We start from the raw sequence: 13978 nt of genomic DNA on the forward strand, positions 1-13978 counted from the left end.
TAAGATGCGCGCCAAATTTATTGATCTGATCACAAACACCCATGCGAATTCTGGCTATCGATACCGCCACAGAGGCGTGCTCTGTTGCCCTGTGGAATGACGGTACTATCAAGGCTCACTTTGAGCTTTGCCCACGAGAACACACCCAACGAATTTTACCGATGGTTCAGGAAATCCTGGCCGCTGGCGATCTCACGTTAACCGATATCGACGCCCTGGCGTTTGGTCGCGGTCCCGGCAGTTTCACCGGCGTGCGTATCGGTATTGGCATTGCTCAGGGGCTGGCGTTAGGCGCAAACTTACCGATGATCGGCGTCTCCACCCTGGCGACCATGGCGCAGGGCGCCTGGCGTAAGTCGGGCGCGACTCGTGTACTGGCGGCGATTGACGCGCGAATGGGCGAAGTCTACTGGGCCGAATACCAGTGTGATGACAACGGCAACTGGCAAGGTGAAGAAACCGAAGCGGTGTTAACCCCCGAGCAGGTACATGAGCGTTTACTGCAGCTTTCTGGCGAGTGGGTAACTGTTGGGACGGGGTGGCCAGCCTGGCCTGAGCTTGGTAAAGACAGCGGTCTGACGCTCAGCGATGGTGACGTGCTGCTTCCTGCGGCTGAAGATATGCTGCCTGTCGCCATGCAAATGCTGGCTGCGGGTAAGACCGTAGCGGTCGAACACGCGGAACCGGTTTATTTACGTAACACCGTGGCGTGGAAGAAACTTCCCGGTAAAGAATGAATCTTAGTAGTACATCCCCGGTTTATTTTCATAGACGTCGGTGCACAGCATTGTGAACAGGCCGGGGCAGAAGCTAAGAAAAGGGAGTCGCAATATGGCGGTGCAAAAGCAGTTATTGAAAGGTGTGTTGGCGGGGGCCTTAGCGTTAATGCTTAGCGGCTGCGTCACCATCCCGGATGCAATTAAAGGTTCGAGCCCGATGCCGCAGCAGGATCTGGTGCGGGTGATGAATGCGCCGCAGCTGTATGTCGGACAGGAAGCGCGTTTTGGTGGCAAAGTGGTGGATATTCAGAACCAGCAGGGAAAATCCCGTCTGGAAATTGCCACCGTTCCGCTCGATAGTGGTGCGCGTCCAGTGCTGGGTGAAGCCTCTCGCGGGCGTATATATGCTGATGTAAATGGCTTCCTCGACCCGGTGGACTTTCGCGGGCAACTGGTCACCGTCGTCGGCCCGATTAGCGGTACGGTGGACGGAAAAATAGGTAATACGCCGTATAAATTCATGCTGATGCAGGTAACCGGTTATAAACGCTGGCATATTACTCAGCAGATTGTCATGCCGCCTCAGCCTATCGACCCCTGGTTCTACGGTGCGCGTGGCTGGCCTTACGGTGGCTATGGCGGATGGGGCTGGTACAATCCCGGCCCGGCACAGGTTCAGACCATAGTAACAGAGTAACTCTTTGTTTTATTGGTAAAAGAAACAGCGGCCTGTCCGCTGTTTCTGCATTAACGTGGATATAAGAAAAATAAATAGTGACGTGCTTCGCAACCTTGTCGTTGTGTAATAAACAAACTGGTACGCTGAGTTAATATTATGTTAACAGTTTGTTTATTGTCTGGGGTTGTGATGACGACGAATACGCATTTTAGAGGTGATGTATTGAAAAAGGTTTGGCTTAACCGTTATCCCGCTGGTGTTCTTGCGGAGATCAATCCTGACCGTTATCAATCCCTGGTGGAACTCTTTGAACACTCAGTAAGACGGTATGCCGATCAGCCCGCGTTCGTAAACATGGGGGAGGTGATGACCTTCCGCAAGCTTGAAGAGCGTAGTCGTGCGTTTGCCGCTTATTTGCAACAGGGGCTCGGGCTGAAAAAGGGCGATCGCGTCGCGCTGATGATGCCGAATCTGCTGCAATATCCGGTCGCACTGTTTGGGATTTTACGTGCCGGCATGATCGTCGTGAACGTAAACCCGCTGTACACGCCTCGCGAGCTGGAACATCAGCTCAACGATAGCGGCGCGTCGGCGATTGTCATCGTATCTAACTTTGCCCACACGCTGGAAAAAGTAGTCGACAAAACGTCTGTGCAACACGTGATCCTGACGCGTATGGGCGATCAGCTGTCCACCGCCAAAGGGACGCTGGTTAACTTCGTCGTCAAGTATATCAAGCGTCTGGTGCCGAAATATCACCTGCCGGATGCCATCTCGTTTCGCAGTGCGCTGCAAAACGGTTATCGCATGCAGTATGTGAAGCCCGAAGTCGTGTCGGAAGATTTGGCGTTCCTGCAATATACTGGCGGGACAACCGGCGTGGCGAAAGGCGCGATGCTTACACACCGCAACATGCTGGCTAACCTGGAGCAGGTTAACGCCACCTATGGCCCGTTGCTGCATCCGGGTAAAGAGCTGGTGGTAACGGCCCTACCGCTGTATCACATTTTTGCGCTAACGATGAACTGCCTGCTGTTTATTGAGCTAGGTGGTCAAAACCTGCTGATTACTAACCCGCGTGATATTCCGGGGCTGGTAAAAGAGCTGGCGAAGTATCCATTTACCGCGATGACCGGCGTCAATACGCTGTTTAACGCGCTGCTGAATAACAAAGAGTTCCAGCAACTGGATTTCTCTTCACTCCACCTCTCGGCAGGCGGCGGAATGCCGGTTCAACAGGCGGTAGCTGAACGTTGGGTGAAGCTGACAGGTCAGTATCTGCTGGAAGGCTACGGCCTGACGGAGTGCGCGCCGTTGGTAAGCGTCAACCCTCACGATATCGACTACCACAGCGGCAGTATCGGGTTACCGGTGCCTTCCACCGAGGTCAAGCTGGTGGACGACGACGACAACGAAGTGCCGCCGGGAGAACCGGGGGAGCTCTGCGTGAAAGGCCCGCAGGTGATGCTGGGTTACTGGCAGCGACCAGACGCCACTGACGAAATCGTCAAAGACGGCTGGCTGCACACCGGCGATATTGCAGTGATGGATGATGAAGGCTTCCTGCGTATTGTCGATCGTAAGAAGGACATGATCCTCGTGTCCGGCTTTAACGTCTATCCGAACGAAATTGAAGACGTGGTTATGCAACATCCTGGCGTGCAGGAAGTGGCTGCGGTTGGTGTTCCGTCCGGCAGCAGCGGTGAAGCGGTAAAAATTTTCGTGGTGAAGAAAGACGCCTCGTTAACCGATGAAGCGCTGGTCACTTTCTGTCGTCGTCACCTGACGGGCTATAAAGTACCGAAGCTGGTGGAGTTTCGCGATGAGTTGCCGAAATCTAACGTCGGTAAAATTTTGCGACGAGAATTACGTGACGAAGCGCGCGCCAAAGTGGACAATAAAGGCTGAGCGTTAAGTCAGCCAGCAGAAAACGCCGGGTAATCCGGCGTTTTTTTTGGCGCAAACCTAAGAGAGCACGATTTGAATTATCAAATGATCACCACGGACGACGCGTTGGCCACGCTGTGCGAAGCCGTCCGTGAATTTCCGGCGATAGCCCTGGATACAGAATTTGTTCGCACGCGTACCTATTATCCGCAGTTGGGGCTGATCCAGCTGTTTGATGGCAAACACGTTGCTCTGATTGATCCGCAGGGGATCACCGACTGGTCGCCGCTGCGCGATATTCTGCGTGATACTGCCATCACAAAATTCCTACATGCAGGCAGCGAAGATCTGGAAGTGTTTCTCAACACTTTTGGCGAACTGCCGCAGCCGTTGATTGATACACAAATTCTGGCTGCTTTTTGCGGTCGTCCGCTGTCGTGGGGCTTTGCCGCGATGGTGGAAGAGTTTACGGGCGTGGCGCTCGACAAAAGCGAGTCGCGTACCGACTGGCTGGCCAGACCGCTGACCGAGCGTCAGTGTGAGTACGCGGCGGCTGATGTCTGGTATCTATTACCGATCACCACAAAACTGATGGTCGAAACTGAAGCCAGCGGCTGGCTGCCAGCCGCACTGGACGAATGTCGCTTAATGCAGCAGCGTCGCCAGGAGGTTCTGGCACCTGAAGACGCATGGCGCGACATCACCAACGCCTGGCAACTGCGTACCCGTCAGTTGGCCTGCCTGCAACTGCTTGCCGACTGGCGACTGCGTAAAGCTCGTGAGCGCGATCTGGCGGTGAACTTTGTGGTGCGTGAAGAACACCTGTGGTCGGTCGCTCGTTATATGCCAGGGAGTCTGGGTGAGCTGGATAGTCTGGGACTTTCCGGCAGTGAAATTCGCTTCCACGGCAAGACGCTGATCTCCCTGGTAGAGAAGGCACAGGCCTTACCGGAAGAGTCGTTGCCGCAGCCGCTGCTGAATTTGATGGATATGCCAGGCTATCGCAAGGCGTTCAAAGCCATTAAGACGCTGGTTACTGAAGTGAGTGCGGAACATAATCTTAGCGTCGAGCTGCTTGCTTCGCGTCGTCAGATTAACCAGTTGCTCAACTGGCACTGGAAATTAAAGCCGCAGCAGTCCCTGCCGGAACTGATTTCCGGTTGGCGTGGCGAGTTGATGGCAGAACGACTCAACGCGCTGCTGCAGGAATACCCACAGTAGAAAACCTAAAAAAACGGGAGCTGGCGCTCCCGTTTTTAATCGGATTTGAGTTAGCGACACAGTGCCTGACGAATGGCTTCACCTACCTGTTGGGTGGTGGCGCAGCCTTTCATATCTGGCGTTTTCGGGCCGCTGGCAATGACCTGCTCAATTGCCGCCAGAATACCGTCGTGGGCGGCTTTATAGTTGGCATCACCGTTGCCAAGGAAGTCGAGCATCATGGCTCCAGCCCAGATAGTCGCTATAGGGTTGGCGATATTCTGACCGTAGATATCCGGGGCCGAACCGTGTACCGGCTCGAACAGGGACGGGAAGGTGCGTTCCGGATTTAAGTTGGCAGAAGGCGCAATGCCAATCGTTCCGGTACAGGCTGGACCGAGATCGGAGAGGATGTCACCAAACAGGTTGGAAGCAACCACGACGTCGAATCGCTCAGGCTGCATGACAAAGCGGGCGCACAGAATATCAATATGCTGTTTATCCCAGCGGATCTCAGGATAGTGTGACGCCATCGCTTCGACGCGTTCATCCCAGTAGGGCATGCTGATGGCCAGCCCATTGGATTTGGTCGCCGAAGTCAACGTTTTGCGTGGGCGACTTTGTGCCAGTTCAAAGGCAAAACGCAAAATTCGGTCGACGCCACGGCGGGTGAAGACCGACTCCTGGATCACCATCTCGTGTTCAGTACCTTCGCTCACGCGTCCGCCGAGGGCAGAGTATTCTCCCTCGGTGTTTTCGCGTACGACGTAGAAATCAATGTCGCCAGGCTGCTTGCCAACCAGTGGGCAAGGAACTCCCGGAAACAGGCGCACCGGTCGCAGGTTGACGTACTGGTCAAATTCGCGGCGAAACTTAAGCAGCGAACCCCATAATGAGATGTGATCAGGCACGGTGTCCGGCCAGCCAACCGCGCCAAAATAGATAGCATCGAAGGATTGCAACTGCTCATGCCAGTCATCGGGCATCATTTTGCCGTGATGGGCGTAGTATTCGCAGCTGGCCCATTCCATTTGCTCAAAGCTGAGCGACAACCCCCAACGCTCGGCGGCTGCCTGCAAAACATGAATGCCCTCAGGCAGGACTTCTTTACCAATGCCATCTCCGGGGATAGCGGCGATACGCCAGGTTTTCTTCATAGCAGCTCTCACTTGTGCGCCATCAAAATTGACTTTCCCCTTATCCTATAATTGACTGATTAATAGTTAATCCCCCTAACTGGTGAAACATAAAACACAGATCATGAATAATCTGCCGCTGCTAAAAGATTTACGCGTCTTTATGCTGGTTGCCCGTCGTGCAGGATTTGCCGCTGTTGCCGAGGAACTGGGCGTATCACCGGCTTTTATCAGTAAGCGCGTTGCCCTGCTGGAGCAAACGCTGAATGTAGTGCTGCTGCATCGAACAACGCGGCGCGTAACCATCACGGAAGAGGGGGAGCGGATCTACGAATGGGCGCAGCGGATCCTACAGGATGTCGATCAAATGATGGACGAGCTTTCTGATGCCAGGCAGGTCCCGCGGGGGATGCTACGTATTATTAGTAGCTTTGGTTTTGGCCGCCGGGTGGTGGCTCCGGCGCTGTCGGCGCTGGCAAAAGAGTACCCGCAGTTAGAACTGAGGTTCGATGTTGAAGATCGTCTGGTGGATATGGTGAATGAGGGCATCGATCTTGATATTCGTATCGGGGATGATATCGCGCCGAACCTGATTGCCCGGAAGCTGGCGACTAACTACCGTATTTTGTGCGCCTCGCCGGAATTTTTGACGCAGCATGGGACGCCGAAGCAACTCAACGATCTTGCCACTCTTCCTTGTCTGGTCATCAAAGAGCGCGACCATCCGTTTGGTATCTGGCAAATGCGCAATAAAGAGGGCGCGCATTCGATTAAAGTTACGGGACCTCTGTCGTCTAATCATGGCGAAGTGGTACATCAGTGGTGCCTTGATGGGCAGGGAATAGCCCTGCGGTCATGGTGGGACGTTTGCGACAACATTGCCAGCGGAAACCTGATACACATATTGCCCGAGTATTATCAACCAGCAAATATTTGGGCGGTGTATGTTTCCCGGCTGGCGACGTCTGCAAAAATCCGTATTACGGTCGAGTATTTGCGCCGCTATTTTACCGAAAACTATCCAAAGTTTACTTTGGAATAAAAGTGCAACAGGTTGGCAAGAAACAGAAAATAAAAAAGGCAGAATAATCTGCCTTTTTTGTAACGATGACTCTCTGAGTAAAGCCGTTATTTAGATTCTTCGGCTTCAGGTAATGTCACGTTAAGTTCGAGGATAGAAATATCGCCGTCTTTTTGCTCAAGCTGTACGGTGACCATTTCAGGATCAATTTGTACATACTTGCAGATAACCTCGAGAATATCTTTCCTCAACTGCGGTAAATAATGTGGCTCGGCGTCACTACGACGGCGTTCCGCAACAATAATTTGCAGTCGCTCTTTAGCGATGTTCGCTGTGCTCTTTTTCCGCGAGAGAAAAAAATCCAGTAATGCCATAACTTATCCTCCGAACAGGCGTTTGAGGAAACCTTTCTTCTCTTCTTCAATGAAGCGGAAAGGACGTTCTTCTCCCAACAGACGGTCTACGGTATCAGCATAGGCTTTACCGGCATCGGCATTGATGTCGAGAATAACCGGCTCACCCTGGTTAGACGCGCGCAGGACTGACTGATCTTCAGGAATCACGCCAACCAGCTTGATTCGCAGAATTTCCAGTACGTCTTCCATGCTCAGCATGTCACCTTTATTTACGCGGCCAGGGTTGTAGCGCGTAAGCAACAAATGCTCTTTAATCGGATCTTCACCGTTTTCCGCACGACGAGATTTCGACGCCAGAATACCCAGAATACGGTCAGAGTCACGTACAGAGGAAACTTCCGGGTTAGTGGTGATTATCGCTTCATCGGCAAAATACAGGGCCATCAGCGCACCGGTTTCAATACCCGCCGGAGAGTCGCAGACAATGAAGTCGAATTCCATCGTTTTCAGGTCGTCCAGAACTTTCGCGACGCCTTCACGCGTTAGCGCGTCTTTATCGCGAGTCTGTGAGGCCGGAAGAATAAAGAGATTTTCGGTACGCTTATCTTTGATTAACGCCTGATTTAACGACGCATCGCCCTGAATAACGTTGACGAAGTCATAAACGACGCGGCGTTCACAACCCATAATCAGATCGAGGTTACGCAGGCCGATATCAAAATCAATAACGACAGTTTTCTTTCCCTTCTGGGCCAAACCTGTAGCGATGGCCGCGCTGGAGGTGGTTTTGCCAACGCCCCCTTTACCCGAAGTAACAACAATAATGCGTGCCATAGAAATTCCTTGTTAAAAAGGGATCAATTCAACGGTTGAACTGTCAAAGCGTTCTCTGCTAATTGCAGACGTGCCGCTTTGCCATAAAATTCTGCTGGGATTTTATCACTCAGCCAATAAACACCTGCGATAGACACCAGTTCTGCCGTCAGATGGGTACAAAAAATTTGCGCTTCCCGATCACCGCTAGCGCCTGCCAACGCACGGCCTCTCATCATTCCATAAACATGAATATTGCCATCAGCGATAAGCTCTGCGCCTGCACTGACGTGGCTTGTAACAATCAGATCACATTGTGGTGCATAAATGCGCTGACCGGAACGAACCGGCACATTAATTAATCGTGTTTTTGTGATGGGAGTAACGTTTTTCGGCGGAGCGACGTGAGTCGGGGCCTCAACGGGCGCAGGACGAATAGCTTTTTCTTTACCTTCAGTCAGTAAAGGAAGACCCATTTCGTCGATTTCAGCCTTGAGTCTGGCGTCTTTGCATCCGCTAACGCCGATAATGCGCAATCCAGTAGACGCGACAACTTTCTGCAACGCTGACCAGTTTACTGGGGTTTCAAGACCACTCACGTTAACCACGACGGGAGCATGTTTTAAAAAAGCAGGTGCCTGCGCGATTTTGTCTTCCAACGCCTGACGAATAACCTCGGGTTCTGCTTCATGTAAGTGAACCACTGATAAGGTGAAGCTACTGCCTTTAAGCTCGATTGGCGTGTTTGACATCCTGGCCTTACTCAATTTGCTATTTATCATCCCCAGCGCGGGGTGATATTCCGAAGACTATAAGGCATGTTATAGTCAGTATTATATTGAGGCAAGCCACCATTCCGTGAATTCAGAGTAAAAGATATGTTTTGTGTGATCTACCGAAGCAGTAAACGTGACCAGACCTATTTATATGTCGAAAAAAAAGACGATTTCTCGCGAGTTCCTGAAGAACTGATGAAAGGATTTGGTCAGCCGACGCTGGCAATGATGTTGCCGCTTGATGGCCGTAAAAAGCTCGTTAATGCCGATCTGGAAAAAGTAAAACAGGCACTCACCGAGCAGGGCTATTATTTACAAATACCACCACCGCCAGAAGATTTACTTAAACAGCATCTGGCTGCGGCGAAACAAAATACACCAGACGCTAAACGTTAAACTGCATCCGGCAGCAGCGCGCCCCATCGATGCAGTACCTGAAATCGATAACTACGTTAGGGGAAAATAATGTATCAACATCATAACTGGCATGGTGCTCTGCTGGATTATCCGGTGAGTAAGGTGGTTTGCGTAGGGAGTAACTATGCCAACCACATTAAAGAGATGGGCGGAACCCCTCCGGAAGAACCGGTGTTGTTTATCAAACCGGAAACTGCGCTGTGCGATTTGCGCCAGCCGCTGGTGATCCCATCTGATATGGGTTCAGTTCACCATGAAGTTGAGCTGGCGGTACTGATTGGCGCGACCCTACGTCAGGCGACGGAAGAACATGTGCGCAAAGCCATCGCGGGCTATGGCGTCGCGTTGGATCTGACCCTGCGTGATATTCAGGGCAAAATGAAGAAAGCGGGGCAGCCGTGGGAAAAAGCGAAGGGTTTTGATAACTCTTGTCCGCTGTCGGGGTTTATTCCGGTGGCCGAGTTTAACGGCGATCCGCAGGATACGATGCTGGGGTTAACGGTCAACGGTGAAACACGCCAGCACGGCTCCACGGCGGATATGATCCATCACATCGTTCCTTTGATTGCCTATATGAGCCGTTTCTTTACTCTCAAAGCGGGCGATGTTGTGCTGACAGGGACGCCAGCGGGTGTTGGGCCGTTAAACAGCGGCGATGAGCTGGCCATCAGTTTTCATGGTCAAACGCTGACGACACGCGTGCTGTAATCTCTTCTTGCCGCCTTTTCGGGCGGCAAAACTTGCATCAGCGTGCCAGACTGGTTATAAGGTGCAGCTTTATTGCAATAGCGGATACCCTGATGAGCGACATACCTTTCTGGCAAAGTAAAACCCTGGATGAAATGACCGATGCCGAGTGGGAGTCATTATGTGACGGGTGTGGTCAATGCTGCCTGCATAAGCTGATGGATGAAGACACCGACGAAATTTATTTTACCAACGTCGCGTGTAAGCAGCTCAATATCAAAACCTGTCAATGCCGTAATTACGAACGCCGATTCGAGTACGAGCCTGACTGTATCAAACTGACGCGCGATAATCTGCCTACCTTTGAATGGCTGCCGATGACCTGTGCTTATCGTCTGTTAGCGGAAGGTAAAGGGCTACCGGAGTGGCATCCACTGCTGACGGGGTCCAAAGCGGCAATGCACGGCGAGCGTATTTCAGTACGTCATATTGCGGTGAAAGAATCGGAAGTGCGTGACTGGCAGGACCATATTTTGAACAAACCTTCATGGGCGGACTAAGCCGCCCATCGATTAGCAGGCGTAAGGGCTTAAGACTTTTTCGCCTGATACATCTCATCTCCATGGTTGTCATCTTCAACCCAGAAATTGATGTTGAATTGGGCGTCGTCGCTTAATTCAACGCGATGCCAGTACTGCGGCGGGCTGGTCGCGAACTGACCGGCATTAATCACCACTTTTACTTCAGGCTCTTTTGCGTCTTCATTGGCAAAACCGTAATACGTTACCGTACCTTCCATCACACAAAGCTGGCCAAAAACGCCTGCTGCAGTGTTATGGTGAGAAAGAAGTGCTGCGGGGACATTGTCTTTGGTAAAGAAGGGAGTAGAGCGTTTAACTTTCCAGTTTGCCGGGATGCGTAAATGGGACATAAGACATCTCCTTGGTGTGGCATCTATAAGATGTATTTAATATACATCTTATAGATGCCAGCAGGCAATGAATTTAAGCCAAAAAAAACGCTCCCGAAGGAGCGTCTCTGTTAGCGACCGAAGAGGTCACGTTTTTTCGGTTTGAACGGCTGTGCTATCACCACCAGCACGGCGACTACCAGGTAGGCAGTGAAGATCCCCAACAGCCACTGCGGCATTTCCAGGGTTAAAAAAGACCACTGGCGCTCAGCACAGTCACCGGACGCTAAAAACACCTGCGGCAGCCATTTGTCCAGTGGCAGCCAGCTTGGGAAGCGTGCGGCAAAATCACAGGTCATAAACGGGGACGGGTGCAGCTGAATCATGGTGTGCTCATATGCTAACTGAAGTCCGCGCCAGGCACTGTAAATCCAGATTATCATCGCCACATAGCGCAGCGGTGTTTTTGGTGCAATAGCACCCACCAGCCCTGCACCCATCACGCCAAATAATGCGCTACGTTCGTAAATACACAACACGCAAGGTTTTAGCAGCATGACGTGCTGGAACCACAGCGCAACGAGCTCCAGCGCAAAGGCGGTTAACGCCAACAATAACCATGCCCCACGACCTCGGGAGCACTGGTTTAAAAATCGCAACATAATCATTTCCCTGCAACATGCGTAGAGACCGCAGTTTAAACCAATTCACTTTATGCGCCACTAGCGGGAATTGAAAATTTGCGTAATCGGATAATTATCATGCAAAAAGTCAAACCGGGCAGTGATTTGCCCGGTTAATTGTTATGAAAGTGTAGCTAACCAGCCCGTTTGGGTCATCCACTCGGTCACCGGGACAAGCGTGAACTCGACGCAAAGCAGACCGACGAGCGTCAGGACGAGAGTATAAGGCAGAGCCATCCACACCATGCGACCATACGAGAGGCGAATTAACGGCGCCAGTGCAGAGGTCAGCAGGAACAGGAATGCAGCCTGGCCGTTTGGCGTGGCCACCGAAGGCAGGTTGGTCCCGGTATTGATCGCCACCGCTAACAGCTCATACTGATTGAGGCTGATGGTCCCCTGTTCCAGCGCGGCTTTGGCCTCGTTAATGTAAATGGTACCGACAAATACGTTATCAGAAATAGAAGACAGCAGGCCATTGAAGAGGTAGAACAGCGTCAGTTGGGCATGTTCGGAGGATTGCAATACAAACTGAATGATCGGCGAGAAGAGCTGTTGATCGATAATCACCGCAACAACAGAGAAGAACACGGTCAGCAGGGCGGTGAAGGGCAGCGACTCGGTAAAGGCTTTACCTATCGCATGTTCGTCGGTGACTCCCGTCAAGGAGGTTGCCAGAATGATGACCGACAAACCGATCAATCCGACTTCTGCCAGATGCAGGGCCAACGCAACTACCAGCCAGACGCCAATAATCGCCTGGACAATCAGTTTGATTTTGTCCTGGCGGGTACGTTGCTGGCGGCTCTGATCGTCAAACTGTTGCAGGACATCACGGACGGTCTCCGGCAGCGTTTCGCCATAGCCAAACCAGCGCAATTTCTCGACCAGTACACAGGTTAACAGGCCGCAAATCAGTACCGGGACGGTAACCGGCGACATGCGCAGGAAGAAGTCGCCAAAATGCCAGCCAGCCGCTTTGGCGATAATCAGGTTTTGTGGCTCGCCCACCATGGTCATCACGCCGCCTAACGCCGTACCGACACCCGCGTGCATCATCAGGCTACGCAGAAAACCACGGAACTGCTCAAGAACGACCTTATTGTGCTGATCGATATGGCTGTCATCGAGCATGTTGTTGTCTTCCGCGCGGGAAGAGGCAACGCGATGGTAGATGCCATAAAAACCGACCGCAACGCTGATTACCACGGCCACGACGGTCAGCGCATCAAGGAACGCCGAGAGGAAAGCGGCCGCAACACAAAATGCCAGCGACAGCAGCGTTTTGGAGCGAATAGTGAGTAGCAGACGCGTGAAAATAAACAGTAGCAACTGCTTCATAAAGTAGATGCCTGCCACCATAAACATAAGCAGCAATAACACCTCAAGGTTTGCGGCAACCTCTTCACGAACATGCGTTGCGCTGGTCATACCAATAATGACAGCTTCGATAGCCAACAGCCCGCCAGGCAGCAGTGGGTAGCATTTTAACGCCATCGCCAGCGTGAAAATGAACTCGGCCACCAGCAACCAGCCGGCGATAAAGGGGTTGATGAAAAAAATAATCGGGTTAACGACTAAGAAGACAAGCAGTGCAAGTTTGTACCAGTCTGGTGATTGACCTAAAAAATTGCGCCACATCGCGCGGCCCCATGATAGCTCCATGGTGATTTCCCTACCTTTAAAAATGAAATCATATTTTTATGTTTGACCGCAAAGCTTAGCGGGAGGAGGGAGTACAGGCAAGCTATTCACAAGACTGGCAAGATTGGCTGTATTGCAGCGTTATTTGGAAAATGAAGCCTTGATCCACTTTTTCTTCATTGCGTCAGCTATCAGCTAAGATACCCATCTGGTATGATGTGTGTAACTATGTTTTGCTGTGTAATGGAATTTTTACTATGGTCATTAAGGCGCAAAGCCCGGCTGGGTTCGCGGAAGAGTACATCATTGAAAGTATCTGGAATAACCGCTTCCCACCTGGCACTATTTTGCCCGCTGAACGTGAACTCTCCGAACTTATTGGGGTGACACGTACCACGCTACGCGAAGTATTGCAGCGTCTGGCGCGAGATGGCTGGTTGACCATTCAACACGGCAAACCGACGAAGGTGAATAACTTCTGGGAAACCTCCGGGCTGAATATTCTTGAAACGCTGGCGCGCCTCGATCACGAGAGTGTCCCGCAGCTGATTGATAATCTGCTGTCTGTGCGTACCAATATTTCGACGATCTTTGTTCGTACTGCGTTTCGCCAGCATCCTGATAAAGCACAGGAGGTTCTGGCGACGGCAAATCAGGTGGCTGACCACGCTGACGCATTTGCCGATCTGGACTATAACATTTTCCGCGGTCTGGCATTTGCCTCCGGCAATCCGATTTACGGTTTGATCCTCAACGGTATGAAAGGATTATATACCCGCATTGGCCGCCATTATTTTGCCAACCCGGAAGCGCGCGCGCTGGCGCTGAGCTTCTACCACAAGCTGTCAGAACTCTGCGAGCAGGGTGCTCATGAGCAGGTGTATGAAACGGTGCGCCGCTACGGTCACGACAGTGGCGAGATTTGGCATCGTATGCAGAAGAATCTGCCGGGCGATTTGGCGATTCAGGGCCGTTAATCGCTCAAAGCCGGATGGCGACGCCAAAGCGTCTTATCCGGCCTGGAATGCATGCACTTCGTAGGCCGGATAA

General features: G+C 51.9%; 16 protein-coding genes. 9 read left to right on the plus strand and 7 right to left on the minus strand.

From position 1 onward, the window contains the following. Positions 1-41: 41 nt before the first annotated feature. From tsaB to rnd, 4 genes are all read left to right on the plus strand, one after another. Positions 42-737 carry a tRNA (adenosine(37)-N6)-threonylcarbamoyltransferase complex dimerization subunit type 1 TsaB gene (gene tsaB, locus SK33_RS10660; protein WP_003020977.1) on the plus strand — a complete coding sequence of 232 codons (696 nt, stop codon included), beginning with the start codon at positions 42-44 and terminating at the stop codon, positions 735-737. 94 nt (positions 738-831) lie between these two features. Then, positions 832-1416, plus strand: a complete 585-nt coding sequence (locus SK33_RS10665; protein WP_003020975.1) for a Slp family lipoprotein — start codon at positions 832-834, stop codon at positions 1414-1416. Between the two features lie 204 nt (positions 1417-1620). Continuing rightward, on the plus strand, positions 1621-3306 hold the full coding sequence (fadD, locus tag SK33_RS10670; protein ID WP_162771970.1) for a long-chain-fatty-acid--CoA ligase FadD: 1686 nt from the start codon (positions 1621-1623) through the stop codon (positions 3304-3306). Positions 3307-3390: 84 nt separating this feature from the next. Further along, positions 3391-4506 (plus strand): ribonuclease D, encoded by a 1116-nt coding sequence (gene rnd, locus SK33_RS10675; RefSeq protein ID WP_008322612.1) that lies wholly within the window; start codon positions 3391-3393, stop codon positions 4504-4506. Between the two features lie 50 nt (positions 4507-4556). Here the strand turns inward: rnd and SK33_RS10680 are convergent, their stop codons facing one another. Beyond that, positions 4557-5642 carry a tartrate dehydrogenase gene (locus tag SK33_RS10680; protein WP_032949464.1) on the minus strand — a complete coding sequence of 362 codons (1086 nt, stop codon included), beginning with the start codon at positions 5640-5642 and terminating at the stop codon, positions 4557-4559. 103 nt (positions 5643-5745) lie between these two features. On the opposite strand from SK33_RS10680, the gene SK33_RS10685 reads away from it, so the two are divergent. Continuing rightward, positions 5746-6663 (plus strand): LysR family transcriptional regulator, encoded by a 918-nt coding sequence (locus tag SK33_RS10685; RefSeq protein ID WP_003020959.1) that lies wholly within the window; start codon positions 5746-5748, stop codon positions 6661-6663. Positions 6664-6749: 86 nt separating this feature from the next. Here the strand turns inward: SK33_RS10685 and minE are convergent, their stop codons facing one another. Genes minE through minC form a run of 3 tightly spaced genes read right to left on the minus strand, consistent with a single transcriptional unit; the run spans position 6750 to position 8563 of the window. Further along, positions 6750-7016 carry a cell division topological specificity factor MinE gene (gene minE, locus SK33_RS10690; protein ID WP_001185666.1) on the minus strand — a complete coding sequence of 89 codons (267 nt, stop codon included), beginning with the start codon at positions 7014-7016 and terminating at the stop codon, positions 6750-6752. Between the two features lie 3 nt (positions 7017-7019). Beyond that, positions 7020-7832: a septum site-determining protein MinD gene (gene minD, locus SK33_RS10695; RefSeq protein WP_003020956.1), complete on the minus strand. Its 813-nt coding sequence runs from the start codon at positions 7830-7832 to the stop codon at positions 7020-7022. Between the two features lie 23 nt (positions 7833-7855). Next, on the minus strand, positions 7856-8563 hold the full coding sequence (gene minC, locus SK33_RS10700) for a septum site-determining protein MinC (RefSeq protein ID WP_048217906.1): 708 nt from the start codon (positions 8561-8563) through the stop codon (positions 7856-7858). Positions 8564-8689: 126 nt separating this feature from the next. On the opposite strand from minC, the gene SK33_RS10705 reads away from it, so the two are divergent. From SK33_RS10705 to SK33_RS10715, 3 genes are all read left to right on the plus strand, one after another. After that, positions 8690-8983 (plus strand): YcgL domain-containing protein, encoded by a 294-nt coding sequence (locus tag SK33_RS10705; protein ID WP_003020949.1) that lies wholly within the window; start codon positions 8690-8692, stop codon positions 8981-8983. Positions 8984-9052: 69 nt separating this feature from the next. Beyond that, positions 9053-9712 carry a fumarylacetoacetate hydrolase family protein gene (locus SK33_RS10710; RefSeq protein ID WP_048217905.1) on the plus strand — a complete coding sequence of 220 codons (660 nt, stop codon included), beginning with the start codon at positions 9053-9055 and terminating at the stop codon, positions 9710-9712. A gap of 92 nt (positions 9713-9804) precedes the next feature. Beyond that, on the plus strand, positions 9805-10251 hold the full coding sequence (locus SK33_RS10715; protein WP_003020944.1) for a YcgN family cysteine cluster protein: 447 nt from the start codon (positions 9805-9807) through the stop codon (positions 10249-10251). A gap of 29 nt (positions 10252-10280) precedes the next feature. Here SK33_RS10715 and SK33_RS10720 read toward each other — a convergent pair whose 3' ends face one another. The 3 genes from SK33_RS10720 to nhaB form a co-directional block, all read right to left on the minus strand. Then, on the minus strand, positions 10281-10622 hold the full coding sequence (locus SK33_RS10720) for a DUF1971 domain-containing protein (protein WP_003020940.1): 342 nt from the start codon (positions 10620-10622) through the stop codon (positions 10281-10283). A 110-nt stretch (positions 10623-10732) separates the two neighbouring features. Next, positions 10733-11263: a disulfide bond formation protein DsbB gene (dsbB, locus tag SK33_RS10725; RefSeq protein ID WP_032949460.1), complete on the minus strand. Its 531-nt coding sequence runs from the start codon at positions 11261-11263 to the stop codon at positions 10733-10735. 141 nt (positions 11264-11404) lie between these two features. Beyond that, positions 11405-12949 carry a Na(+)/H(+) antiporter NhaB gene (nhaB, locus tag SK33_RS10730; RefSeq protein WP_003020934.1) on the minus strand — a complete coding sequence of 515 codons (1545 nt, stop codon included), beginning with the start codon at positions 12947-12949 and terminating at the stop codon, positions 11405-11407. Between the two features lie 236 nt (positions 12950-13185). Here nhaB and fadR point away from each other — a divergent pair, with 236 nt between their 5' ends. Further along, positions 13186-13905 (plus strand): fatty acid metabolism transcriptional regulator FadR, encoded by a 720-nt coding sequence (gene fadR, locus SK33_RS10735; protein WP_003020931.1) that lies wholly within the window; start codon positions 13186-13188, stop codon positions 13903-13905. The last annotated feature ends 73 nt before the right edge of the window (positions 13906-13978 follow it).

This window comes from Citrobacter sp. MGH103, from assembly GCF_001034475.2.
Classification (GTDB): domain Bacteria; phylum Pseudomonadota; class Gammaproteobacteria; order Enterobacterales; family Enterobacteriaceae; genus Citrobacter; species Citrobacter freundii.

Coding starts and splice junctions, on each gene's coding strand:
- tsaB (WP_003020977.1), top strand. CDS start 42: ATGCGAATTCTGGCTATCGATACCGCCACAGAGGCGTGCTCTGTTGCC.
- SK33_RS10665 (WP_003020975.1), top strand. CDS start 832: ATGGCGGTGCAAAAGCAGTTATTGAAAGGTGTGTTGGCGGGGGCCTTA.
- rnd (WP_008322612.1), top strand. CDS start 3,391: ATGATCACCACGGACGACGCGTTGGCCACGCTGTGCGAAGCCGTCCGT.
- SK33_RS10680 (WP_032949464.1), bottom strand. CDS start 5,642: ATGAAGAAAACCTGGCGTATCGCCGCTATCCCCGGAGATGGCATTGGT.
- SK33_RS10685 (WP_003020959.1), top strand. CDS start 5,746: ATGAATAATCTGCCGCTGCTAAAAGATTTACGCGTCTTTATGCTGGTT.
- minE (WP_001185666.1), bottom strand. CDS start 7,016: ATGGCATTACTGGATTTTTTTCTCTCGCGGAAAAAGAGCACAGCGAAC.
- minD (WP_003020956.1), bottom strand. CDS start 7,832: ATGGCACGCATTATTGTTGTTACTTCGGGTAAAGGGGGCGTTGGCAAA.
- minC (WP_048217906.1), bottom strand. CDS start 8,563: ATGTCAAACACGCCAATCGAGCTTAAAGGCAGTAGCTTCACCTTATCA.
- SK33_RS10705 (WP_003020949.1), top strand. CDS start 8,690: ATGTTTTGTGTGATCTACCGAAGCAGTAAACGTGACCAGACCTATTTA.
- SK33_RS10710 (WP_048217905.1), top strand. CDS start 9,053: ATGTATCAACATCATAACTGGCATGGTGCTCTGCTGGATTATCCGGTG.
- SK33_RS10715 (WP_003020944.1), top strand. CDS start 9,805: ATGAGCGACATACCTTTCTGGCAAAGTAAAACCCTGGATGAAATGACC.
- SK33_RS10720 (WP_003020940.1), bottom strand. CDS start 10,622: ATGTCCCATTTACGCATCCCGGCAAACTGGAAAGTTAAACGCTCTACT.
- dsbB (WP_032949460.1), bottom strand. CDS start 11,263: ATGTTGCGATTTTTAAACCAGTGCTCCCGAGGTCGTGGGGCATGGTTA.
- nhaB (WP_003020934.1), bottom strand. CDS start 12,949: ATGGAGCTATCATGGGGCCGCGCGATGTGGCGCAATTTTTTAGGTCAA.
- fadR (WP_003020931.1), top strand. CDS start 13,186: ATGGTCATTAAGGCGCAAAGCCCGGCTGGGTTCGCGGAAGAGTACATC.